Source organism: Actinoplanes sp. NPDC048796 (genome assembly GCF_040650035.1).
Taxonomy (GTDB): Bacteria; Actinomycetota; Actinomycetes; order Mycobacteriales; family Micromonosporaceae; genus Actinoplanes.
The window spans coordinates 101,849-122,086 of the sequence record NZ_JBEZGO010000001.1 but is presented as its reverse complement, the minus strand read 5'-3'; the positions used below and the strand labels follow the sequence as shown (position 1 = coordinate 122,086).

Here is a 20,238-nt window from a genome sequence, read left to right as displayed (position 1 = left end):
TTTCGCGTGTAGTTGTGGTCACCCGAAAACCGGTCGGCCGCCCCGGAGATTGACGACAGTAGTTCTGTGATGACAGGGTGTGATGGCGGGCACCGGGGTGAACCGCTGATCACGGGGAAGGCGGCCTCCTGCCCGGGGGGAAGGACCGCCATGCACCCTGTCTCCGCCGTTCTGGCCGCACTCCTGGTAGCCCCATCGGCCACTTCCACCACCAGAGTCGTCGCCGCCGAGCTCCGCCTCGACGGTTCCCGCGTACGCGTCACGCTCTCCGCCACCTGCCCGGCCGGCGCCACCCTGCGGGCCGAGGTGACGGTGACCGCGGTCAACGGCACCGCGATAGCCCAGGGCACCCGCCGCAAGAAGGCCGACTGCACCGGTAGCGCCCAGCAGCTCGTCCTGCTCGTCGACCGGGACCCGGCCGGCGCCCTGTTCACCCGGGGCCCGGCCACCGCCCGCACCGTCCGGACGGTCTGCACTCCCACCGCGTGCGAGGTCATCCCGTTCGACGAGACCATCCGGATCACGAAGTGATCGCCCCGGCGCTCGCGGCGGCCCTCCTGCTGACCACCCCGCCGGTGGCCACGATCGACCTCCTGTGGACGACGATCGCCGCCCGCGGGGCGGCGGTCGACGTGGCGTTCGGGGTCGCATGCCCGGAGGGCTTCACCGGCACCGCGACGGTGACCGTGGCGCAGGCCCGCCCCTCCGACGGCCTCCTGGCCCAGGGCACGGGAGTGAAGGAGCTGACCTGCTCGGGCCCGGGCCTGCTCTACACCCAGCGCGTGACCGCGAGCATCACCGGCGCGCCCTTCGAGCGCGGGAAGGCGACCCTCGCCATGCAGGTCGTCGTCTGCGATGAGCAGGGTTGCGCCAGCACCCCACTCAACCAGCAGATCCGCATCACCAGGCTGCCCTAGGGTTTTGCCAGCTCGCGCAGGACGAGGGCGGCGTCCAGGACGGCGACCGCGGTGGCCCAGCCCTTGTCCTCGACCGAGTCCTCCAGGCCGGCGCGGTCGCGGGCCTGGCCCAGGCTCTGCACGGTCAGGACGCCGTGGCCGACCGGGGTGGCCTCGTCCAGCGCGACCCGGGTCAGGCCCGCGGTGACGGAGTCGTTCACGTACTTGAAGTGGTCGGTCTCGCCCTTGATGACCACGCCGAGGGCGACCACCGCGTCGCACTGGCGGGCCAGGGCCTGGGCGACGATCGGCAGCTCGACCGCGCCCGCCACCCGGTGCACGACGATGTCCTCGACGCCGCACGCCTCCGCGGCCGCCTTGGCCCGCTCGATCATGTGATCGATCAGGTCGGCGTGCCAGCGGGAGCCGACGATGCCGAGGCGCAGCCCCTTCGCGTCGACGGTCTGCAGATGCGGATCACCGAAGCCGGCCATGTAAGTCCCCCTTTATCGGACAGTATCGTGCCATAAAGCGCGGGAGTCAGCCCAACGCCTCGAACAGGTGCCCCATGCGGTCCCGCTTGGTGCGCAGGTAGTGCACGTTCTCCGGGTGCAGCCGCACGGGCAGCTCCTCCCGGCCGGTGATGGTCAGGCCGTAGCCCTCGAGCCCGGCCCGCTTGGCCGGATTGTTGGTGAGCAGCCGCATCGAGCGCACGCCCAGGTCGTACAAAATCTGCGCCCCGGTCCCGTAATCACGCGCGTCCGCCGGCAGGCCGAGCTCCAGGTTGGCGTCGACCGTGTCGAAGCCCTTGTCCTGCAGCTGGTAGGCCTGGAGCTTGTGCAGCAGTCCGATGCCCCGGCCCTCGTGCCCGCGCATGTACAGCACCACGCCCCGCCCGGCCGCCGCCACCCGCTCCAGGGCCGCGTCGAGCTGAGGGCCGCAGTCGCAGCGCTTCGAACCGAAGACGTCGCCGGTCAGGCACTCGGAGTGCACCCGCACCAGCACGTCCTCGCCGTCACCGATCTCGCCGAAGACCAGCGCCACGTGCTCGCCGTCGTCGACCAGCGCCCGGTAGCCGACCGCGGTGAAGTCGCCGTGCTCGGTCGGCAGCCGGGTCTCGACGACCCGCTGCACCTGCGACTCGCGGTGCTTGCGGTAGGCGACCAGGTCGGCGATCGTGATCAGCGCCAGGTCGTGCTCGGCCGCGAACTTCTCCAGGTCGGGGCGGCGCTGCATGGTGCCGTCGTCGTTCACCATCTCGCAGAGCACGCCGGCCGGCCGCAGCCCGGCCATCTCGGCCAGGTCGATCGAGGCCTCGGTGTGCCCGGGACGGCGCAGCACGCCGCCGGCGCGGGCCCGCAGCGGCACCACGTGCCCGGGGCGGGTCAGGTCGGTGGGCTGGGTCTCGGCCGAGGCGAGCAGGCGGATGGTGCGCGCGCGGTCGGCGGCCGAGATGCCCGTGGCCACGCCTTCACGGGCGTCGACGGTCACGGCGTACGCCGTACCGCGGGCGTCCTGGTTGGTGTGGAACTGAGGGGGCAGGTCGAGGCGGTCGGCCTCCGACTCGGGGATCGGCACGCAGATGTAGCCCGAGGTGTAGCGGACCATGAAGGCGACCAGCTCGGGCGTGGCCTTCTCGGCCGCGAAGATCAGGTCGCCCTCGTTCTCGCGGTCCTCGTCGTCGACGACGATGACGGCCTTACCGGCGGCGATGTCCTTGACGGCGCGCTCGATGTCCTCAAACATTGCGGCTCCCCAGCATCTTCTCGACGTACTTCGCGATCACGTCGACCTCGAGGTTCACGGGGTCGCCGACGTCCTTGCCGCCCAGCACCGTCAGCTTGGAGGTGGTGGGGATGAGTCCCACACTGAACGTTTCGTCATCCACCGCCATGACGGTCAGGGACACCCCGTCCACGGTGATCGAGCCCTTCTCCACGACGTAGCGGGAGAGGGCGGCCGGCAGAGAGAACCGCACGACCTCCCAGTCCGCGCCCGGCTCGCGAGCGACGATCCGCGCGACCCCGTCCACGTGCCCCTGGACCAGGTGACCACCGAGGCGGCTGCCGAGCGCGGCCGCCCGCTCCAGGTTGACCGGGCTGCCCTCCTCGAGCGCGCCCAGCGACGAACGCCGCAGCGTCTCACCCATCACGTCGGCGGTGAAGACGCCGTCGACGTTGTCGATGACGGTCAGGCAGACCCCGTTTACCGAGATCGAGTCGCCGTGCCGCGCGTCCGACGTGACCAGCGGCCCGCGCACGGCGAGCACGGCCGAGTCGCCGCCGGTGTCGGTGAGGCCGACGACCTCACCCAGTTCTTCGACGATTCCGGTGAACATTGAATACCTCTTCAGTCCGAATTAAGGGTGGCGGGCGGGGTGGTCGGATGGCTTCAGTCCGAATAAGGGCGGCGGGCGGGGTGGTCGGATGGCTTCAGTCCGAATAAGGGTGGCGGGCGGGGTGCTCGGATGGCTTCTGTCGGAGCGTTGCCGTGAAGCGCAGGTCAGGGCCGATCTGCGCGATATCGGTGAGATCAAGGTCGATGGCGTCGCCGATCGTGGCGACACCCGCGTCGAGCAGGGCCGTCTTGCCGGCGCCGAGCAGCTTGGGCGCGACATAACCGACCACCTGGTCGACCAGCCCGGCCGCGAGGAAGGCGCCGGCCAGCGTCGGGCCGCCCTCCAGCAGCACGGACCGGATGCCCCGGCCGTGCAGGGCGGTGAGCAGGGCGTTCAGGTCGACGCGCCCGTCCGGGCCGGCGCCGATCTCGCTGGTCGTGACGACCCAGGTGGGCGCGGCGGCGTCGTTCACTCGCGCTGTTTTCGGGGTACGCCCGTGCGAGTCCACCACCACACGCAGCGGCTGCTTGATGGCGAGCGAACCGTCCCGCAGATCACGGACGGTCAGCTGCGGATCGTCGGCCAGGACCGTGCCGACGCCGGCCACGATCGCGTCGACGGTGGCCCGCAGCGCGTGCACGTCGGTCCGGGCCGGCTGCGAGGTGATCCACTGGCTGGTGCCGTCGGCGGCCGCCGACCGCCCGTCCAGGGTGGCCGCGAACTTCCAGGTCACGTACGGCCGGCCGCGCCGCACCGCGGTCAGCCAGGCGATGTTGCCCTGGCTGGCCTCCTGGCGGCGGACGCCGGTCTCGACGTGGATGCCCGCGGCCCGCAAGGTGACCGCGCCGCCGGCCGCGACCGGGGTCGGGTCGTCGACGGCGATGACCACCCGGCGGACACCGGCGCCGATCAGCGCCTGGCTGCACGGCCCGGTCCGCCCGGTGTGGTTGCACGGTTCGAGGGTGACGACGGCGGTGCCGCCACGGGCCCGCTGCCCGGCCTGGGCCAGCGCGACGATCTCGGCGTGCGGCCCGCCGGCGTACGCGTGGAAGCCCTCACCGACGACCTCGCCGTCGGCGTCGAGCAGGATGCAGCCGACCACCGGGTTGGGGCTGGTCGTGCCGAGGCCCCTGGCGGCCAGCGCGATCGCGCGGCGCATCGCCTCGTCCTCGGTCACCATCCGCGTCTTCCTCTCGCGCGCTACTGACCAAGCGCTGGAGGAAGAGGGAGGAAACGCCGGGAATCGGACATGAGGGTACGCTTCGCGCACCCCGGCGCTGCCGAGGGCAGCATCCGATTCCGCGCGCTGTCTCCCATCCGGACTGTCTGACCGAGCTTTCGCCCGATCAACCGTCGGCTCTGGGTTCTCACCAGATCCACCGTCCGTCGTGGTGACGACGTCCGGGTCGCGGGCTTACCGGCCTGAGAAGGCCGGATCACCGCCGGTTCGGAATTTCACCGAGTCCCGCCAGCGCGTGGTGGGTCACCCACGAGTTTTACACGCGCGGTCGTTTTTGCCACCTCGGGGCGAGACATGTCACATGTCCTCAGCTTGACGAACATGTTGCACGACCTTTACGCGTCGGCCTCGTCCTCGGACTCGGCGCGGCGGCGGTCGATGGCGACATACGACCCCGGCTGGGACTTGGCGACCTTCTTCATCTCGGAGGCCACCGCGATCACCACGCGGGGATCGGTGAAGCGCCGGCCGTCGACCGTCGCCTGGGCGACGCCGATGGACAGGGTCACCAGGGCGGCCCGGTTCTTGTTGCCGCGCCGGTCGGGCACCTCGATGTAGCCCCGGCGCGCGTCCTCCGGGTCGTACAGCTGGTCGGCCGACTGCTCGAAGTCGGTCACCGTGCGCTTGGTCAGCGGCAGCACCTGGTCCGGCGTACAGATGAAGACGAAGTCGTCGCCGCCGATGTGGCCCAGGAAGATCGAGGGCGGCCCCACCGCGACCACCGCGCGGTGCAGGCTGCGGGCGAGCTCGGTGATGAACTCGTCGCCGCGGTCGAAGCCGTACACGTCGTTCACGCTCTTGAACCGGTCGACGTCGATGTAGCCGACCGAGTACTCCCCGCCCGCCTTCATCCGGTCGGCGATCTCGCGCCGGACCCGGGCGTTGCCGGGCAGGCCGGTCAGCGGCGACACCTCGCGGAACTCCTTGTTGCGCCGCAGCGTGGAGGAGACGCGGGCGATCAGCTCGGCGGTGTCGAACGGCTTGACCAGGTAGTCGTCGACGCCGGCGGTGAGACCCACCACCTTGTCGACGGTCATGCTCTTGGCGGTCAGCATGATGACCGGGAGGGCCGAGGTGAGCGGCTCGGCGCGCAGCCGGCGGGTCAGCTCGACGCCGTCCATGCGCGGCATCATCCAGTCGACCACGGCCAGGTCGGGCCGCTTGGTCTCCATCACCTCGAGCGCGTCCTGCCCGTCGCGGGCGCGGACCACGTCGTACCCGTGGACCTTGAGGTTGAACTCCACGAAGCTGGCGATGTCCTGGTCGTCGTCGACGACCAGGATGAGGTCGGGCCGGTCATCGGGCTCGCGACCGAGCTCGTCGGGCTTGTCGGGGATGACCCCAGTGCTCATGAGACCCCTTCCGCGAGGGCACGGAGCTTACGGATCGCCTCGGCCGGGTCGGCCGCGCCGTAGACCGCCGTGCCGGCCACGAACGCGTCGGCGCCGGCCTCGGCCGCCTGCTCGATGGTGTCGGCCGCGATCCCGCCGTCGACCTCGAGCCGCACATCAAGATCTTTCGCCGAGATGCGCCGCCGCACGTCGCGCACCTTGCCCAGCATCTCGGGCATGAACTTCTGCCCGCCGAAACCGGCCTTGATCGTCATGATCAGGACGGTGTCCACATAGGGAAGCAGCTCGAGGTAGGGCTCCACCGGGGTGTCCCGGTCGATGGCCAGGCCCGCCTTGGCCCCGGCCGCGCGCAGCGTCTTGGCCAGGTGAACCGGGTCCTCGCAGGCCTCGGCGTGGAAGGTGACGTTGTAGGCGCCGGCCTCGGCGTACCCCGGCGCCCAGCGCTCCGGATCGGTGATCATCAGGTGCACGTCGAACGGGATCTCCGTCGCCTTGCGCAGGCTCTGCACCACCGGCAACCCGATCGTCAGATTGGGCACGAAATGGTTGTCCATGACGTCCACGTGCACCCAGTCGGCAGCGCCCTCGATCGCGCGCACCTCGTCGGCGAGACGCGCGAAGTCGGCGGCCAGAATGCTCGGGGCGATGATCGGCGATGGTGTCACGGCTGAAGTGTATGGCCTCCGGCCGCCGGTCTTCACGGCCTGTGGACAACCGATAGAGTGACCCCTCTTGATTCGAGAGCGGGGGACACACGATGCGAAGGTGGGCGGCCGTCCTGGCCGGCGCCTTGATGTTCGCCCTGGCCGGGTGCGGCGAGCTTCCCCAGGGGGTCGACGGCGACCTGACCGACGGCTGGCACACCCCGCCGGCCGCGCTCCAGTTCCGCCCGACTGACGGCTGCCACGCCGACCTGGCCGAGACCTCGGCGCTCGGCGACGACGGCCCCGTCTCGTGCCAGGACCCACACGTGGCCGAGACGTTCGCGGTGGCCGACCTGGGCGAGGTGACCACGGCGACCCGCGAGGCCAAAGCCTTCCAGGAGTGCTCGACACGGGCCAACGGCTACGTCGGCGGCGACTGGCGCACCGGCTGGCTGCTGCTGCAACCGGTGTTCCCCAGCGACGAGGCCTGGTCGGGCGGCGCCCGCTGGGTCCGCTGCGACCTGGCCGAGACGTCACCGTCCGACGGCACGCTGGTCCGCCGCTCGAGCAGCGTCCGCGACGGCTTGAAAGGCGCCGCAAACCTCAAGATGACCTGCGCCGACGCCGCCGTCCAGGGCGACCAGGTGACCGGCCTGCGCACGGTGAGCTGCGCGGCCGAGCACACGTCGGAGTTCGCCGGCCTCTTCGTGAGCAAGCGCCCCACATCGGCCGCGGTCACGTCGGCCGAGATGGAAAAGGGCTGCAACGCGGCGATCGCGAAGTTCACCGGCGTCCCGAACGACAACACCATCAAGAACCGCGTCGGCTGGCTGGGCTTCCCACCCGACAAGGACTCCTGGCGCCAGGGCGACCGCGCGGTCCGCTGCTTCCTCTGGCTCAACGGCGAGAAGATGACGGGCTCCTACCGCAACGCCGGCACCAAAAAACTCAAAATCCACTACACATACCGCTAGAAAGTACGCATCCGCGCCCACCCAACCGCAACGGCACAGCCCCCGCTCCGTCGAACGCGGCCCGGGAGGCCACACCGGGCCACAGGGCGCGTTCCGCGCCTCTGCACCACCGGCACCCCACACCCAGCGCCGCTCCCCGCACAATCAGCGACCACCCAGCCGACTTGCGCGGCCACGACGCAGCACCGCTCCCCGCCGGAACTCGCGCCGCGTCCCACGGCTACGCGCGCCGCGCCCCCGGCTATGCGCGCCGCGGTCCACGACCATCCGCGCCGCAGTCCACGGCTATGCGCGCCGCCGCAGAGGCATCCGCTCGCCGCCGCCCAACGGAAATCCGTGCCGCCACGCAGTCGGGGCCGCCGAGGGCGATCCCGCGGGCGACGGTGTGAACTTTGGCCGAGACGCTGATGTCGGCCGGGGTCGACGAGGTCTTCGGTGCTGGGTTCGGCGAACGCGGCGACGAGCGCACGACATCGCGGAATGGCTACCAGCAACGCTTGCCCGGCTCTTGGAGAGCGTCGTCGTCACGCTGAATGGCCTCCCACGACGCGGCGCGGGCTTCGGAGAGGCAGGTCGAAGCTGTCGCCGAAGCGACGCCTCGATTTCCTTAGCCTGTCCCGGGCGAGGCGTGGGCAGTCCGTCAGAGCCCGAGCTATGACCACGCGCGAGAGGCGCCCCGCGGCCTCTCGTTGCGGAGAGGCCGCGAGGGGCCGGCGGAGCCGTGGTCCTGCGTTCGGGTGGCCGAGAAGGCGTACCTCTAAAGTCTTCCCGCCTCGATGATCCGGGCCAGGAACTGTCTGGTGCGGGCCTCCACCGGCTCGCCCAGGACCTGGTCGGGTGGGCCCTGTTCGAGGACCTTGCCCTTGTCGAGGAAGGCGACCCGGTCGGCCACCTGGCGGGCGAAGCCCATCTCGTGGGTGGCCAGCACCATGGTCATGCCGTCGCCCTTGAGGTCGCGGATCATGGTGAGGACCTCGCCGACCAGTTCCGGGTCGAGGGCCGAGGTCACCTCGTCGAGCAGCAGCAGCCGGGGATTGTTGACCAGGGCCCGCACGATCGCCACGCGCTGCTGCTGGCCGCCGGAGAGCCGGTCCGGGTAGGCGCCGGCCTTGTCGGCCAGGCCGACCCGCTTCAGCCACTCGTGGGCCTGCTCGCGTGCCTCGGCGACCGGCCGCTTGTGTACGCGGACCGGGGCCAGCGTGATGTTGTCGAGCACTGTCATGTGCGGGAACAGGTTGTACGACTGGAAGACCAGGCCGATCTTCTGCCGTACGGCGTCGGGGTTGATCCGGGGGTCGGTGATGTCCTCGCCGTCCAGGCGGATCGTGCCGTCGTCGATCTCGGCCAGCAGGTTGACGCAGCGCAGCAGCGTCGACTTGCCCGAGCCGGAGGCGCCGATCAGGGCCACCACCTCGTGCTCGCCGACGTCGAGGGTGAGACCGTCGAGCACGACGTTGGGCCCGAACGTCTTGCGGACGTCCTCGCAGGAGAGCACCATCTCAGGCCCCCGCGTTCTGCCGGCGGGCGGCGCGCAGCGTGACGAAGTCGGTGACCCCGATCAGCGGCAACGCCAGAAGGACGAAGAGCACACCCGCGACCACGTACGGGGTGAAGTTCGCGTCCGAGGCCACGCCGATCTGCGCCGCGCGGATCGCGTCGATCGGGCCGGCCAGGGAGATCAGCCCGACGTCCTTCTGCATCGCCACGGTGTCGTTGAGCAGTGGCGGCGCCGACCGGCGGACGGCCTGCGGCAGCACCACGTGGCGCATGGCCTGGCGGTAGCTGAGCCCGAGTGAGCGGGCGGCCGCGACCTGGCTCGGATGCACCGACTCGATGCCGGAGCGGATCACCTCGGCCAGGTAGGCGCCGTAGGTGATCACCAGGGCCGCCCCGCCGAGCACGGTCACGCTCGGCGTGCCCTGCAGGCGCAGGCCCGGGATGCCGAACGCGAACAGGTAGATCACGATGATCAGCGGCAGGCCGCGGAACGAGTACGTATAGATGGTGCCGAGCGCTCGCAGCGGGAAGAAGACCGGTCCGCGCAGGGTGCGCAGAATGGCGATCAACAACCCTAAGATCAATGCACAAATCGCACAAACTACGAAAAGCCGTACATTGAGCCACAGGCCCTCGAGGATCGCCGGCAGGTATTCGCGGGCGACCTCCGGGTTGAAGAACGACTGCTTGACCCGGTCCCAGCCGGGTGCCCCGGTGACCAGCACGACCAGGACCGTGCCGATGACCGCCGTGGAGAGCGCGGCGAGCAGCACGGACCGGATCGCCTGCCTGCGCCGGTACGCGATCCGGCCGCGCTGAGTCTCGCTGACTTCGTGGAGCTGGGTGGTCACGACAGTTCTTTGGCCCCACCGGAGTCGGCCAGCCAGGTCTTCTCGAGCACCGCGAGGGTGCCGTCCTGGCGCAGCTGGTCGACGGCCTGGCTGACGCAGCTGGTCAGTGCCGAGTCCTTGTCGAGCACCAGCCCGAACTGCTCCGGCGTGCCGACCTGCGGGAGCTGGCCGACGATGACGCCGTTGTCGAGCTCGGCCGAGGTCATGTAGAACGCGGTCGGCAGGTCGACCACGATGCCGTCGACGGTGCCGTTGACCAGGGCCGCCTTGGCGTCGTCGTTGTTGTTGAAGACCGACGGCTTGGTGCTCGGCTTGATCAGTTCGGTGATCGCCTGGTAGCTGGTCGTGCCGACCTGGGCGCCGAGCTTGGCGTTCTTGAGGTCGGCGATCGAGGCGGCCGACGCGATCTTCGAGCCCTTGGTGGTGATCACCGTCTGGCGAACGAGGTAGTACGGCGACGAGAAGTCGACCGCGTTACGGCGTTCGGGTGTGATCGAGAACTCGTTGATGTCGAAGTCGAAGGCCTTCGGACCCGGGGCGATGGCGTTGTTGAACGTCACAGAGGTCCAGATCACGTTGTCCTGCGCGTACCCGAGACGCTGGGCGACCTGGTAGGCGACGGCCGATTCGAAACCTTTGCCGTTCTTGGGATCGTTGTCGGAGAACCACGGCTCGTACGCGGGGTTGTCCGTACCGATCGTCAACTTGCCAGCCGTCTTGGTGTTCAGGGCGCCAGCAGGGCAGACATTCCCCGAGGACGAGGCGGACGCGGTCGGTGACGAGTTGTCGTCGGCGGGCGCGCAGGCCGCCAGGGCGGCCACCAGCAGCGCGGCGCCGCCGAGAGAGGTGAGGGTGTTTCGGCTGACCATGACCGGCAGCCTAGGCCACGTCTCACCTGCTGGGGCCGTTCGTCGCCATCCCGTGACGAGTTGGCAAAATGCTCGGCGTGAAGACGTTCGAAGAGCTGTTCGCCGAGCTTCAGGCGAAAGCGGTGGCCAGGCCCGAGGGTTCGTCCACCGTCGCCGCCCTGGAGCGCGGAGTCCACTTCATCGGGAAGAAGGTCGTCGAGGAGGCGGCCGAGTCCTGGATGGCCGCCGAGCACGAGGGCCCCGAGCGGGCCGCCGAGGAGATCTCCCAACTGCTCTACCAAGCCCAGGTCCTGATGATCGCGACCGGTCTCAAACTCGAGGACGTCTACCGACATCTCTGACGTGCCGCCCCGATCACCGACAGATCGATCACGAGGAGCACGTCCGTCATGCTGCGTATCGCCGTCCCCAACAAGGGGACCTTGTCCCAGCCCGCGTCGCAGATGCTGCGCGACGCCGGCTACCGCCAGCGCACCGACCCCAAGGACCTCGCCTGCCGCGACGAGGCCAACCACGTCGAGTTCTTCTACCTGCGGCCCCGCGACATCGCCACGTACGTCGGCTCGGGCGACCTGGACCTGGGCATCGCCGGCCGGGACCTGCTGGTCGACTCGGGTGTCCCGGCCAGCGAGGTGCTCGACCTGAACTTCGGCGGGGCCACGTTCCGCTGGGCCGCACCGGCCGACAGCCCGATCACGGCCGAGGAGATCGGCGGCCGGCGCATCGCCACCGCGTACCCGGGTGTCGTCGAGCGGTACCTGGCCGAGCGTGAGCTCAAGGCCGACGTCGTGCGCCTCGACGGCGCGGTCGAGAACGCGGTCCGCCTCGGCGTGGCCGACCTGATCGCCGACGTGGTCGAGACCGGCGCCACGCTGCGCCAGGCCGGCCTGGTCACCTTCGGCGAGCCGCTGCTGCGCTCGTCGGCCATCCTGATCGGCCGCCCGGACGAGGAGGCCGCGGGTGCCGCCCAGTTGATCCGCCGCCTGCAGGGTGTCCTGGTCGCCCGCAGCTACGTGATGCTGGCCTACGACGTCCGGGCCGACCTGCTCGACGAGGCGACCGGGCTGACCCCGGGTTTCGAGTCGCCGACGGTCTCGCCGCTGCACCGCGAGGGCTGGGTCGCCGTGCAGGCGATGGTCCCGCGCAAGGACGTACACCGGATCATGGACGAGCTGTACGAGCTGGGCGCCCGGGCCATCCTCGTCACCGACATCGCGAATTGCAGGCTGTAAATTGAGCATGGTGGACACCAAGCCGGTCACGTACCGGCCCTTGAAGATCCGTTGGGTGGCCGTGCCGCTCGCGGTCGGAGTCGCGCTGCTGTTCACCGTGCTGAGCTTCGGCCTGCACGGGTCGGCCGGCTTCGACAACTCCGGCACATTCCAGCGCGGCGACCAGGCCGCCATGATCGGCCTCGGCATCCTGATCGGCCTCGGCATCCTGGCCTTCTGCCGGCCCAAGGTGACGGCCGACGCCGACCACATCAAGATCCGCAACGTGGTCGGCGGCTACGACCTGCCGTGGTCGGTGGTGCGCAAGGTGCGCTTCGACCGCAACTCGCCCTGGGCCCAGCTGGAGCTGCACGACGAGGAGCAGATCTCGATCCACGCGCTGCAGGCGGCCGACAAGGACTACGCGGTGGAGGGCGTGCGGACGCTGCGCGCCCTGCACGCGGCAGCGGTCGAGGCGTAACGCGAAGCACCTGGTAGACTTCACGGCAGTCGACCACGCCCTGCTCCATCGGGGGCGCGAAAGAGGAGCCCGCCGGCTCCCACCCGCAGTCCTTTCGAGGGCCGGGTCCGGTCACCTGCGTCACGGGAATATTCGCGGCGCGGGGTGCGTCCTCATGGGCGCCGATGACCGGTCGAGCGGGCCCCGGCATGCGCGTTTCACGACGTGCGAGCGGGGCCTTCTGCTTTCCCGGCGCCCGGCAACCGAGGGCGCGGGGCCGACCGACATTGGCAGCACCGCGTGGTTGGGGAACCGCGCGGTGAAAACATTAACTGAGGAGGCCCCATCAGCGTCGAACCACGCGTCAACGAACAGATCCGGGCTCGTGAGGTCCGACTGGTCGGCCCCGAGGGTGAGCAGGTGGGCATCGTCCCGCTCGAGCGCGCCCTTCAGCTGGCCGCGGACGTCGATCTGGACCTGGTCGAGGTTGCTCCGATGGCGCGGCCGCCGGTGTGCAAGCTCATGGACTTCGGCAAGTTCAAGTACGAGAGCGCACTGAAGGCACGCGAAGCGCGGCGCAACCAGCAGCAGACCGTCATCAAGGAAATGAAGCTCCGTCCGAAGATCGACCCGCACGACTACGAGACCAAAAAGGGTCACGTGGTGCGGTTCCTCAAGGCGGGCGACAAGGTCAAGGTGACGATCATGTTCCGCGGTCGCGAGCAGAGTCGCCCGGAGCTGGGTTTCCGGCTTCTGCGCAGGCTCAGCGAGGAGATCTCGGAGCTTGGTTTTGTCGAGGCCAGTCCGAAGCAGGACGGCCGAAACATGATCATGGTGCTGGCCCCGCATCGGGCCACGAAGGCCGCTGCCGTCGCGGCCAACGTCGCCGCCGCCAAGCCCGGCCGTGAGCCGCGCGAGGGCGAGGGCGAAGGCGTCGCGACGGACGTGCCCGCCGAAACCACCGCAGAGTAGACAGCTTTTCCGTGCGACGTGGGGCCAGCCGGCCCCTCGATCGCACGGAAAGACCAGAAAGAGGCTCAAGTGCCTAAGTTCAAGCCGCACACCGGCACGGGCAAGCGCGTCCGGGTGACCGGCAAGGGCAAGCTCCGCACCGAGCAGGCCGGCAAGCGCCACCTGCTCGAGGGCAAGAGCTCGCACGTCACGCGCCGTATGACGGGCACCACCGCCGTCGCCAAGGCGGACATTCCGCGAGTGAAGAAGCTGCTGGGCCGCTGACGCGCGCGCCACACACGTTCCCCTGTTAGGAGTACTGAAATGGCACGCGTCAAGCGGGCAGTAAACGCCCAGAAGAAGCGTCGCACGTTGCTGGAGACCGCCAGCGGATACCGCGGTCAGCGCTCCCGCCTTTACCGCAAGGCCAAGGAGCAGGTGCTGCACTCGATGCAGTACTCGTACCGCGACCGTCGTGACCGCAAGGGCGACTTCCGCCAGCTGTGGATCACGCGCATCAACGCGGGGGCCCGGGCCAACGGCCTGACCTACAACCGCCTCATCCAGGGCCTCAAGCTGGCCGGCGTCGAGGTGGACCGCAAGATCCTGGCCGACCTCGCGGTGAACGACGCCGCCGCCTTCACGGCGATCGTCGAGGTCGCGCGGGCCGCCGTGGCGGCCGAGGGCACCGGCGGCGCCGCCGCTCAGGCTGCCTGATTTCGAAGAACCATTCAGGGCGTCTCCCGTACGAACGGGGGGCGCCCTGCTTCGTGAGAAAGAGCAGCCCGGATGACATTCACGTCCCGTACGCCCAGGGTGGTCTCGGCCCGTAAGCTGCAGCGCCGCAAGGACCGCGACCAGGCCGGCCGATTCCTCGCCGAAGGACCGCAGGCGGTCCGGGAGGCGCTGGCCGCGGGGGTGGTGGCCGAGCTCTTCGGGACCGGCGACGGCCTTTCCCGGTACGCCGACCTCGCGGCCGAGGCGCCGGTCGTCTCGCCGATCGACGACGACGGGCTGGCCTCGCTCGCCGAGACGGTGAACCCGCAGGGGCTGGTCGCGGTCTGCGAGCGCGTCGACGTGCCGATCCACGAGGCGCTGGCCAAGCAGCCCCGGCTGGTCGCGGTGGTCGCCGAGATCCGCGACCCGGGCAACGCGGGCACGATCCTGCGCACCGCGGACGCGGCCGGGGCGGACGCGGTGATCTTCGCCGGGGACGCCGTCGACCCGTACAACGGCAAATGCGTCCGCGCCTCGGCCGGATCGTTGTTTCATGTAGATGTGGTCCGTGCCCCGCTCGATGTCGTTCCCGAGTTGAAAGCCGCCGGTCTGCGGGTGCTCGCCACCAGCGGATACGGCGCCGACGACCTGGACTCCCTGGCCGATGACGGCGAGCTCGCCGCGCCGACCGCCTGGATGTTCGGGTCGGAGGCGCACGGCCTGCCTTCGTCAGTGCTCGAGGAGGCCGATCGGCGGGTGCGCGTGCCGATCTACGGCGGCGCCGAGAGCCTGAACCTGGCCGCGGCCGCCGCCGTCTGCCTGTACGCGTCGGCCCGGGCCCAGCGCTGATGCGGGCCATCGTCTACGACGCGGTGGGCGCGCCGCCGCGCCTGGCCGACGTGCCGGCGCCGGACTGCCCGCCCGACGGCGCGGTGGTCGACGTGCGAGCCACCGGCGTCTGCCGCTCCGACTGGCACGCCTGGCGCGGGCACGACCCGGTGCCGCTGCCGCACATCCCGGGCCACGAGTTCGCCGGGGTCGTGGCCGCTGTCGGGCCCCAGGTGAAGGGCTTCGCCGTGGGGGACCGGGTGACCGCGCCGTTCGTCAACGGCTGCGGCTGGTGCCCGTACTGCGTCTCCGGGAAAGCGCAGATCTGCCCGAATCAGACCCAGCCCGGCTTCACCCACCCCGGGTCGTTCGCCGACCAGGTGCAGGTGCGGGCGGCCGACACCAACCTCGTACGGCTGCCGGACGCTGTTGACTTCGTCCCGGCGGCGGCCCTCGGCTGCCGGTTCGCGACGGCCTTCCGGGCGCTGACCGGACATGGTCCGGTGCCCGACGACGCCGTGGTGGCGGTTCACGGCTGCGGGGGAGTGGGCCTGTCCGCCGTGATGATCGCGGTCGCCCTGAAGCTGCGGGTGCTGGCCCTCGACCTCTCGCCGGCGGCGACCGCGATGGCCGCCTCGCTGGGCGCGGTCGTGGTGCCCTCGGTGGTCGGCGAGGCCGACATCGCCATCGACGCCTACGGTTCGGCGGAAACGGCCGAGGCTTCGGTACGGAGTCTGCGCCGCGGCGGCCGGCACGTGCAGGTCGGCCTGATGCTGGGCGACGACGCGCGGGCGCCGCTGCCCTGGGACCTGGTCGTGGCGCAGGAGCTGCAGATCGTCGGCTCGCACGGGATGGCCGCCGCCGACTACGCGCCGATGCTCCAGCTCGTGGCCCGTGGCCGGCTCGACCCGGGCCGCCTGGTCGCCTCCGTGATCGACCTCGCCGAGGCGGGTGAGGCGCTGACCGCGATGGACTCGCCGATCCCGGCCCACGCGGGTATCACGGTCGCTGTCCCGTCGTGACGACCGGTATGCTGGTCCACGTGCCAGGACTGATGATGCTGTTTAGCCGGCCCGCTGGTCGCGGGCGCTAGACACTCCTGGGCGTCTTCCCTGACCGGCGGGCTGCGGCTGAGCCGTGCCTCCGTACACTGCCCGATGGCTCATCAGGTGTTAGGGGAGTAGCCCGACCATGTCCTATCGCAACGATCCGTACGATCCGAAGCAGGCCGCCCTGCTCGATCCGGCCGCCCTCGAGGCCGCCGTCGACGACGCGCGCAAGGCCTTCGACGCCGCCGGCGACCTCGACGCGCTGGCCGCGCTCAAGCCCCTGCACCTGGGCGACCGCTCGCCGGTCTCGCTGGCCCGGCGGGAGATCGGCTCGCTGCCGCCGGCCGCCAAGTCCGACGCCGGCAAGCGGGTCAACCTGGCCCGCCAGTCCGTGCAGGGCGCGTACGACTCCCGCCAGGCCGAGCTCGAGCTCGACCGCGCGGCCAAGGTGCTGGTCCAGGAGCGCGTCGACGTCACCCTGCCGTGGAACCGCGCCCCGCGCGGCGCCCGTCACCCGCTGACCACGCTGATGGAGCACATGGGCGACCTGTTCGCCGGCATGGGCTACGACATCGTGGAGGGTCCCGAGCTGGAGCTCGAGTGGGCCAACTTCGACGCGCTGAACATCGGGCCCGACAACCCGGTCCGCGGCGCCATGGACACGTTCTACGTGGACCTGCCCGGCCTGGTCATGCGGACGCACACGTCGCCCGGCCAGGTCCGCTCGATGATCACCAAGCAGCCGCCGATCTACGTGGTCAGCCCCGGCCGCGCGTACCGCTCGGACGAGCTGGACGCCACCCACAGCCCGGTCTTCCACCAGATCGAGGGCCTGGTCGTCGACGAGGGCATCACCATGGCCCACCTGCGCGGCACCCTCGACCACTTCGCCAAGGCGATGTTCGGTTCCTCGGCGCGCACCCGCTGGCGGCCCCACTACTTCCCGTTCACCGAGCCCAGCGCCGAGTTCGACGTCTGGTTCTCCCAGCACCGCGACGGCCCGCGCTGGGTCGAGTGGGGCGGCTGCGGCATGGTCAACCCGCGGGTGCTGACCGCCTGCGGCATCGACCCGTCCCGGTACTCCGGTTTCGCGTTCGGCATGGGCGTGGAGCGCACCCTGATGTTCCGCAACGGGGTCAGCGACATGCGCGACATGGTCGAGGGCGACATCCGCTTCACCACGAACTTCGGAATGGAGGTCTGACGCGATGAAGACCACGCTTTCGTGGCTGCGCGAGTACGTCGAGCTGCCCGCGGACCTCACCTCGGACCAGCTGGACTCCGCGCTGACCAACCTCGGCATGGAGGTCGAGTCGATCGTCGACCAGACCGCCACGATCAAGGGTGACCTGGTCGTCGGGCGGGTGCTGACGATCGAGGAGCTGACCGGATTCAAGAAGCCGATCCGGTTCACCACAGTGGACGTCGGCCGCGACGCTCCCCAGGAGATCGTCTGCGGCGCCCGCAACTTCGCCGAGGGCGACCTCGTCGTGGTGATCCTGCCGGGCGGCGAGCTGCCGGGCGGCTTCAAGATCGGTGCGCGCAAGACGTACGGCCGCAACTCCAACGGCATGATCTGCTCGGCGGCGGAGCTCGGGCTCAGCGGCGACCACTCGGGCATCATCGTGCTTCCGGCCGACTCGGCCACGCCGGGTACGGACGCGCGCGGGGCCGTCGGTCTCGACGACGTCGTGGTGGAAGTCGAGATCACCCCGGACCGGGGCTATGAGATGAGCCTGCGCGGCCTCGCTCGCGAGCTCTCCTACGCGTTCTCGGCGGCATACACCGACCCGGCGGGCGTCACGGCGGCTTCTCCCACGGCCGATTCTCCCTATCCTGTTTCGGTTGAGGACACCGTCGGCTGCGACCGGTTCTCGGCCCGCGTCGTGCGGGGGATCGACCCCTCCGCTCCGTCGCCCGAGTGGATGCAGAAGCGCCTCGTCGCGGCCGGCATCCGGGCCATCTCGCTGCCGGTCGACATCACGAACTACTTGATGCTCGAGCTCGGGCAGCCGATGCACGTCTTCGACCTCAACCGGCTCAACGGCGGCCTCGTGGTGCGCCGGGCCCGGCCCGGGGAGAAACTGACCACCCTGGACGGCGTGGCCCGCGTGCTCGACGCCGAGGACATGGTGATCTGCGACGACACCGGCCCGATCTCGCTGGCCGCGGTCATGGGCGGCGAGACCAGCGAGTGGCAGCCGGACACGGTGGACGTGCTGCTCGAGGCCGCCCACTGGGACCCGGTGATGGTCGGGCGCACGGCCCGCCGCCACAAGCTGTTCAGCGAGGCGGCCAAGCGCTGGGAGCGCGGGGTCGACCCGCAGTTGACGCTGGTCGCCCTGTCCCGCGCCGTCTCGCTTCTGGTCGAGCACGCCGGCGGCACTGTCGACCCGCTCGTGCTCGACATCGACCACGTCGCCGCACCCGCGACCATCACCCTGGATCCCGCGCTGCCGGCGCAGCGGATCGGCCTCGCGTACTCGTCCTCGGACGTCGTCGATCTTCTTGGTCGCGTCGGCTGCCAGGTGCGTGACACCACGCCGCTCGAGGTGACGCCGCCGTCGTGGCGTCCCGACCTGCTCACGCCGATCGACCTGGTGGAGGAGGTGGCCCGCCTCGGCGGGTACAACGACATCCCCAGCATCCTGCCGCCGGCGCGCGGCGGGTCCGGTATCACGCCGGCCCAGCGCCGTCGCCGCACGGTCGGCCGGGCGCTGGCCGAGAACGGCTACGTCGAGGTGCTGTCCTACCCGTTCGTGGCGCCGGGCGCGGCCGACCAGCTCGGCTACCCGGCCGACGACCCGCGGCGCAGCGCGGTCCGGCTGACCAACCCGCTCTCCGAGCAGGAGCCGCTGCTGCGGACGTCGCTGCTGCCCACGCTGCTGACGACGCTCAAGCGCAACCTGGGCCGGGGTCACCGCGACCTGGCCCTGTTCGAGACGGGCCTGGTCTTCCAGCCGACGCTGGCGGTCACCGCGCCGCCGCCGATGGGCGTCGACCGCAAGCCCACCGATGAGGAATGGCGGGCCGCGAACGCGATCGTCCCGCACCAGCCGTGGCACCTGGCCGCGGCCGTGACCGGCGACATCGCGCCGGCCGGCTGGTGGGGCGCGGGCCGCGAGGCGACGTGGGCGGACGCGGTCGAGGCGGCCCGCATCGCCCTGTCGGCGGCCGGCATCACCGCCGACCGGGTGACGGTGGCGGCGGCCGAGCTGGCCCCCTGGCACCCGGGACGCTGCGCGGCGATCAGCGTCGACGGCCAGGTCGTCGGCCACGCGGGTGAGCTGCACCCGGCGGTCGTGTCGGCGCTGGAGCTGCCGAAGCGTACGAGCGTCATGGAACTCGACCTCGACGCGGTGCCCGCGGCGCCGGTCACCCAGGCGAAGAAGATCTCGTCCTTCCCGCCCGCGCTGATCGACGTGGCGCTGGTCGTCGACGCCGGCACCCCGGCCGCCGCCCTCGAGTCGGCCCTGGCCGAGGGCGCGGGCGAGCTGCTGGAGTCGGTCGCGCTCTTCGACCTGTACGAGTCGGACCAGCTCGGCGAGGGCAGGAAGTCCCTGGCCTACAAGCTGACCTTCCGGGCCCCCGACCGCACGCTGACCTCGGAGGAGACCCTGGCCGCGCGCGACGCGGCGGTGGCCGCCGTGTCCCAGCGGTTCGGGGCTACCCTGCGGGGCGCCTGACGCGTGGTTCCCCGGGGCGGTGGTGACACTCCCCGGGGAACACTCGCCGCAGCTCACCGGCGATCGCCTCGCGCGCGGCGACCGCACCCGGCTCGGTGTAGGCATGCAGGCGCAGACCGTCGGTGAGCGCGAGAAGGCGTACGGCGGCCTCCGCCTCGTCGGTGTCCCCGGGAACCTCGCCGCACTCCTTGCCGTTCTGAACGGCCCGCGTGACCGTGCCGCGGATGTGGGAGTTGCTCCGGCCCAGGGCCGCGGCCAGCTCGGGGTTGTCGACCGTGCGGCCGGTGAACGCCAGCTCCACCCGGCACTCCCGGCGCCTTCTGTCGTCCAGCGGCAGAAGCTCGGTCAGCGCGTCCAGCAGGATCTGCTCGATTCTCGCCCCCGCTTTGTCGGCTTTCTTCGCCTCGTCCTGGATCCGGTTTTCGAGGCGTTCCCGCGCCGTGGTGAAGGCGTGCAGCAGCATTTCGTCTTTTGTCCGAAAATAATGCTGCACCAGGCCGACCGAGATGCCGGCGGCCTTCGCGGTCCGGGCCACCGTGACGGCGTCGAAGCCCTCGGTCGCCACGATCTCCTCGACGGCCTCGGCGACCTGCCGGCGGCGGGCTTCATGATCAGCGGTTCTCGCCATTGCATAACCATATCGAGATACGGTTTACTGCGATAACCATACAGCCA

At 70.6% G+C, this 20,238-nt stretch carries 23 protein-coding genes and 1 riboswitch; of the genes, 13 read left to right on the top strand and 10 right to left on the bottom strand.

Annotation, left to right across the window (positions count from 1 at the left end; genetic code table 11):
• The first annotated feature begins 150 nt into the window (after nt 1-150).
• Nucleotides 151-531: a hypothetical protein gene (locus tag AB0C26_RS00590; RefSeq protein ID WP_360239254.1), complete on the top strand. Its 381-nt coding sequence runs from the start codon at nt 151-153 to the stop codon at nt 529-531.
• Nucleotides 528-917: a hypothetical protein gene (locus AB0C26_RS00585; RefSeq protein ID WP_360239251.1), complete on the top strand. Its 390-nt coding sequence runs from the start codon at nt 528-530 to the stop codon at nt 915-917. Before AB0C26_RS00590 ends, AB0C26_RS00585 begins: the two co-directional genes overlap by 4 nt.
• Here the strand turns inward: AB0C26_RS00585 and ribH are convergent.
• The 6 genes from ribH to rpe form a co-directional block, all read right to left on the bottom strand.
• Nucleotides 914-1,390, bottom strand: coding sequence for a 6,7-dimethyl-8-ribityllumazine synthase (ribH, locus tag AB0C26_RS00580; protein ID WP_360239248.1), 477 nt, complete (start codon nt 1,388-1,390; stop codon nt 914-916). The genes AB0C26_RS00585 and ribH overlap by 4 nt on opposite strands.
• A gap of 46 nt (nt 1,391-1,436) precedes the next feature.
• Entirely contained in the window at nt 1,437-2,642 is a 1,206-nt protein-coding gene (locus AB0C26_RS00575) for a bifunctional 3,4-dihydroxy-2-butanone-4-phosphate synthase/GTP cyclohydrolase II (RefSeq protein WP_360239245.1), read from the bottom strand.
• Complete coding sequence (locus AB0C26_RS00570) at nt 2,635-3,234, bottom strand: riboflavin synthase (protein ID WP_360239242.1); 600 nt, start codon at nt 3,232-3,234, stop codon at nt 2,635-2,637. Before AB0C26_RS00570 ends, AB0C26_RS00575 begins: the two co-directional genes overlap by 8 nt.
• A gap of 94 nt (nt 3,235-3,328) precedes the next feature.
• Entirely contained in the window at nt 3,329-4,414 is a 1,086-nt protein-coding gene (ribD, locus tag AB0C26_RS00565) for a bifunctional diaminohydroxyphosphoribosylaminopyrimidine deaminase/5-amino-6-(5-phosphoribosylamino)uracil reductase RibD (protein ID WP_360239239.1), read from the bottom strand.
• 121 nt (nt 4,415-4,535) lie between these two features.
• Nucleotides 4,536-4,711, bottom strand: a riboswitch (FMN riboswitch).
• Between the two features lie 98 nt (nt 4,712-4,809).
• Nucleotides 4,810-5,826 carry a response regulator gene (locus AB0C26_RS00560; protein WP_360239236.1) on the bottom strand — a complete coding sequence of 339 codons (1,017 nt, stop codon included), beginning with the start codon at nt 5,824-5,826 and terminating at the stop codon, nt 4,810-4,812.
• Nucleotides 5,823-6,491, bottom strand: a complete 669-nt coding sequence (gene rpe / locus AB0C26_RS00555) for a ribulose-phosphate 3-epimerase (RefSeq protein WP_360239233.1) — start codon at nt 6,489-6,491, stop codon at nt 5,823-5,825. The genes AB0C26_RS00560 and rpe overlap by 4 nt, the downstream gene beginning before the upstream one ends.
• 92 nt (nt 6,492-6,583) lie before the next feature.
• Here rpe and AB0C26_RS00550 point away from each other — a divergent pair, with 92 nt between their 5' ends.
• Nucleotides 6,584-7,444 carry a septum formation family protein gene (locus tag AB0C26_RS00550; RefSeq protein ID WP_360239230.1) on the top strand — a complete coding sequence of 287 codons (861 nt, stop codon included), beginning with the start codon at nt 6,584-6,586 and terminating at the stop codon, nt 7,442-7,444.
• Between the two features lie 757 nt (nt 7,445-8,201).
• Here the strand turns inward: AB0C26_RS00550 and AB0C26_RS00545 are convergent.
• Genes AB0C26_RS00545 through AB0C26_RS00535 form a run of 3 tightly spaced genes read right to left on the bottom strand, consistent with a single transcriptional unit; the run spans nt 8,202 to nt 10,661 of the window.
• Nucleotides 8,202-8,942 (bottom strand): amino acid ABC transporter ATP-binding protein, encoded by a 741-nt coding sequence (locus AB0C26_RS00545; RefSeq protein WP_360239227.1) that lies wholly within the window; start codon nt 8,940-8,942, stop codon nt 8,202-8,204.
• Between the two features lies 1 nt (nt 8,943).
• Nucleotides 8,944-9,792 carry an amino acid ABC transporter permease gene (locus AB0C26_RS00540; RefSeq protein WP_360239224.1) on the bottom strand — a complete coding sequence of 283 codons (849 nt, stop codon included), beginning with the start codon at nt 9,790-9,792 and terminating at the stop codon, nt 8,944-8,946.
• Complete coding sequence (locus AB0C26_RS00535) at nt 9,789-10,661, bottom strand: ABC transporter substrate-binding protein (protein WP_360239221.1); 873 nt, start codon at nt 10,659-10,661, stop codon at nt 9,789-9,791. Before AB0C26_RS00535 ends, AB0C26_RS00540 begins: the two co-directional genes overlap by 4 nt.
• 68 nt (nt 10,662-10,729) lie before the next feature.
• Between AB0C26_RS00535 and AB0C26_RS00530 the strand changes: the two genes are divergently transcribed.
• The 10 genes from AB0C26_RS00530 to pheT all read left to right on the top strand — a co-directional run bounded on the left by AB0C26_RS00530 (nt 10,730) and on the right by pheT (nt 19,563).
• Nucleotides 10,730-11,002, top strand: a complete 273-nt coding sequence (locus AB0C26_RS00530; protein WP_360239218.1) for a phosphoribosyl-ATP diphosphatase — start codon at nt 10,730-10,732, stop codon at nt 11,000-11,002.
• Nucleotides 11,003-11,050: 48 nt separating this feature from the next.
• On the top strand, nt 11,051-11,893 hold the full coding sequence (hisG, locus tag AB0C26_RS00525; protein WP_360239215.1) for an ATP phosphoribosyltransferase: 843 nt from the start codon (nt 11,051-11,053) through the stop codon (nt 11,891-11,893).
• Between the two features lie 7 nt (nt 11,894-11,900).
• Nucleotides 11,901-12,353 (top strand): PH domain-containing protein, encoded by a 453-nt coding sequence (locus tag AB0C26_RS00520; RefSeq protein ID WP_360239212.1) that lies wholly within the window; start codon nt 11,901-11,903, stop codon nt 12,351-12,353.
• Nucleotides 12,354-12,677: 324 nt separating this feature from the next.
• Nucleotides 12,678-13,304 (top strand): translation initiation factor IF-3, encoded by a 627-nt coding sequence (gene infC, locus AB0C26_RS00515; protein WP_360243421.1) that lies wholly within the window; start codon nt 12,678-12,680, stop codon nt 13,302-13,304.
• Nucleotides 13,305-13,373: 69 nt separating this feature from the next.
• A complete protein-coding gene (rpmI, locus tag AB0C26_RS00510; protein ID WP_360239209.1) occupies nt 13,374-13,568 on the top strand; it encodes a 50S ribosomal protein L35 in 195 nt (64 codons plus the stop codon).
• Between the two features lie 39 nt (nt 13,569-13,607).
• Nucleotides 13,608-14,000, top strand: coding sequence for a 50S ribosomal protein L20 (rplT, locus tag AB0C26_RS00505; RefSeq protein ID WP_360239206.1), 393 nt, complete (start codon nt 13,608-13,610; stop codon nt 13,998-14,000).
• Nucleotides 14,001-14,072: 72 nt separating this feature from the next.
• On the top strand, nt 14,073-14,849 hold the full coding sequence (locus AB0C26_RS00500) for an RNA methyltransferase (protein WP_360239203.1): 777 nt from the start codon (nt 14,073-14,075) through the stop codon (nt 14,847-14,849).
• Nucleotides 14,849-15,850: an alcohol dehydrogenase catalytic domain-containing protein gene (locus tag AB0C26_RS00495; RefSeq protein WP_360239200.1), complete on the top strand. Its 1,002-nt coding sequence runs from the start codon at nt 14,849-14,851 to the stop codon at nt 15,848-15,850. The genes AB0C26_RS00500 and AB0C26_RS00495 overlap by 1 nt, the downstream gene beginning before the upstream one ends.
• Nucleotides 15,851-16,019: 169 nt before the next feature.
• Entirely contained in the window at nt 16,020-17,081 is a 1,062-nt protein-coding gene (pheS, locus tag AB0C26_RS00490) for a phenylalanine--tRNA ligase subunit alpha (RefSeq protein ID WP_360239197.1), read from the top strand.
• A gap of 4 nt (nt 17,082-17,085) precedes the next feature.
• Nucleotides 17,086-19,563, top strand: a complete 2,478-nt coding sequence (gene pheT, locus AB0C26_RS00485) for a phenylalanine--tRNA ligase subunit beta (RefSeq protein WP_360239194.1) — start codon at nt 17,086-17,088, stop codon at nt 19,561-19,563.
• Here pheT and AB0C26_RS00480 read toward each other — a convergent pair.
• Nucleotides 19,544-20,191 (bottom strand): TetR family transcriptional regulator C-terminal domain-containing protein, encoded by a 648-nt coding sequence (locus AB0C26_RS00480; protein WP_360239191.1) that lies wholly within the window; start codon nt 20,189-20,191, stop codon nt 19,544-19,546. The genes pheT and AB0C26_RS00480 overlap by 20 nt on opposite strands.
• Nucleotides 20,192-20,238 lie beyond the last annotated feature (47 nt).

Excerpts from the sequence above, each read along its gene's own strand:
- AB0C26_RS00590 (WP_360239254.1), top strand. The coding sequence starts at position 151 with ATGCACCCTGTCTCCGCCGTTCTGGCCGCACTCCTGGTAGCCCCATCG.
- ribH (WP_360239248.1), bottom strand. The coding sequence starts at position 1,390 with ATGGCCGGCTTCGGTGATCCGCATCTGCAGACCGTCGACGCGAAGGGG.
- AB0C26_RS00575 (WP_360239245.1), bottom strand. The coding sequence starts at position 2,642 with ATGTTTGAGGACATCGAGCGCGCCGTCAAGGACATCGCCGCCGGTAAG.
- AB0C26_RS00570 (WP_360239242.1), bottom strand. The coding sequence starts at position 3,234 with ATGTTCACCGGAATCGTCGAAGAACTGGGTGAGGTCGTCGGCCTCACC.
- ribD (WP_360239239.1), bottom strand. The coding sequence starts at position 4,414 with ATGGTGACCGAGGACGAGGCGATGCGCCGCGCGATCGCGCTGGCCGCC.
- AB0C26_RS00560 (WP_360239236.1), bottom strand. The coding sequence starts at position 5,826 with ATGAGCACTGGGGTCATCCCCGACAAGCCCGACGAGCTCGGTCGCGAG.
- AB0C26_RS00550 (WP_360239230.1), top strand. The coding sequence starts at position 6,584 with ATGCGAAGGTGGGCGGCCGTCCTGGCCGGCGCCTTGATGTTCGCCCTG.
- AB0C26_RS00545 (WP_360239227.1), bottom strand. The coding sequence starts at position 8,942 with ATGGTGCTCTCCTGCGAGGACGTCCGCAAGACGTTCGGGCCCAACGTC.
- AB0C26_RS00535 (WP_360239221.1), bottom strand. The coding sequence starts at position 10,661 with ATGGTCAGCCGAAACACCCTCACCTCTCTCGGCGGCGCCGCGCTGCTG.
- AB0C26_RS00530 (WP_360239218.1), top strand. The coding sequence starts at position 10,730 with ATGCTCGGCGTGAAGACGTTCGAAGAGCTGTTCGCCGAGCTTCAGGCG.
- hisG (WP_360239215.1), top strand. The coding sequence starts at position 11,051 with ATGCTGCGTATCGCCGTCCCCAACAAGGGGACCTTGTCCCAGCCCGCG.
- AB0C26_RS00520 (WP_360239212.1), top strand. The coding sequence starts at position 11,901 with ATGGTGGACACCAAGCCGGTCACGTACCGGCCCTTGAAGATCCGTTGG.
- rplT (WP_360239206.1), top strand. The coding sequence starts at position 13,608 with ATGGCACGCGTCAAGCGGGCAGTAAACGCCCAGAAGAAGCGTCGCACG.
- AB0C26_RS00500 (WP_360239203.1), top strand. The coding sequence starts at position 14,073 with ATGACATTCACGTCCCGTACGCCCAGGGTGGTCTCGGCCCGTAAGCTG.
- AB0C26_RS00495 (WP_360239200.1), top strand. The coding sequence starts at position 14,849 with ATGCGGGCCATCGTCTACGACGCGGTGGGCGCGCCGCCGCGCCTGGCC.
- pheS (WP_360239197.1), top strand. The coding sequence starts at position 16,020 with ATGTCCTATCGCAACGATCCGTACGATCCGAAGCAGGCCGCCCTGCTC.
- pheT (WP_360239194.1), top strand. The coding sequence starts at position 17,086 with ATGAAGACCACGCTTTCGTGGCTGCGCGAGTACGTCGAGCTGCCCGCG.
- AB0C26_RS00480 (WP_360239191.1), bottom strand. The coding sequence starts at position 20,191 with ATGGCGAGAACCGCTGATCATGAAGCCCGCCGCCGGCAGGTCGCCGAG.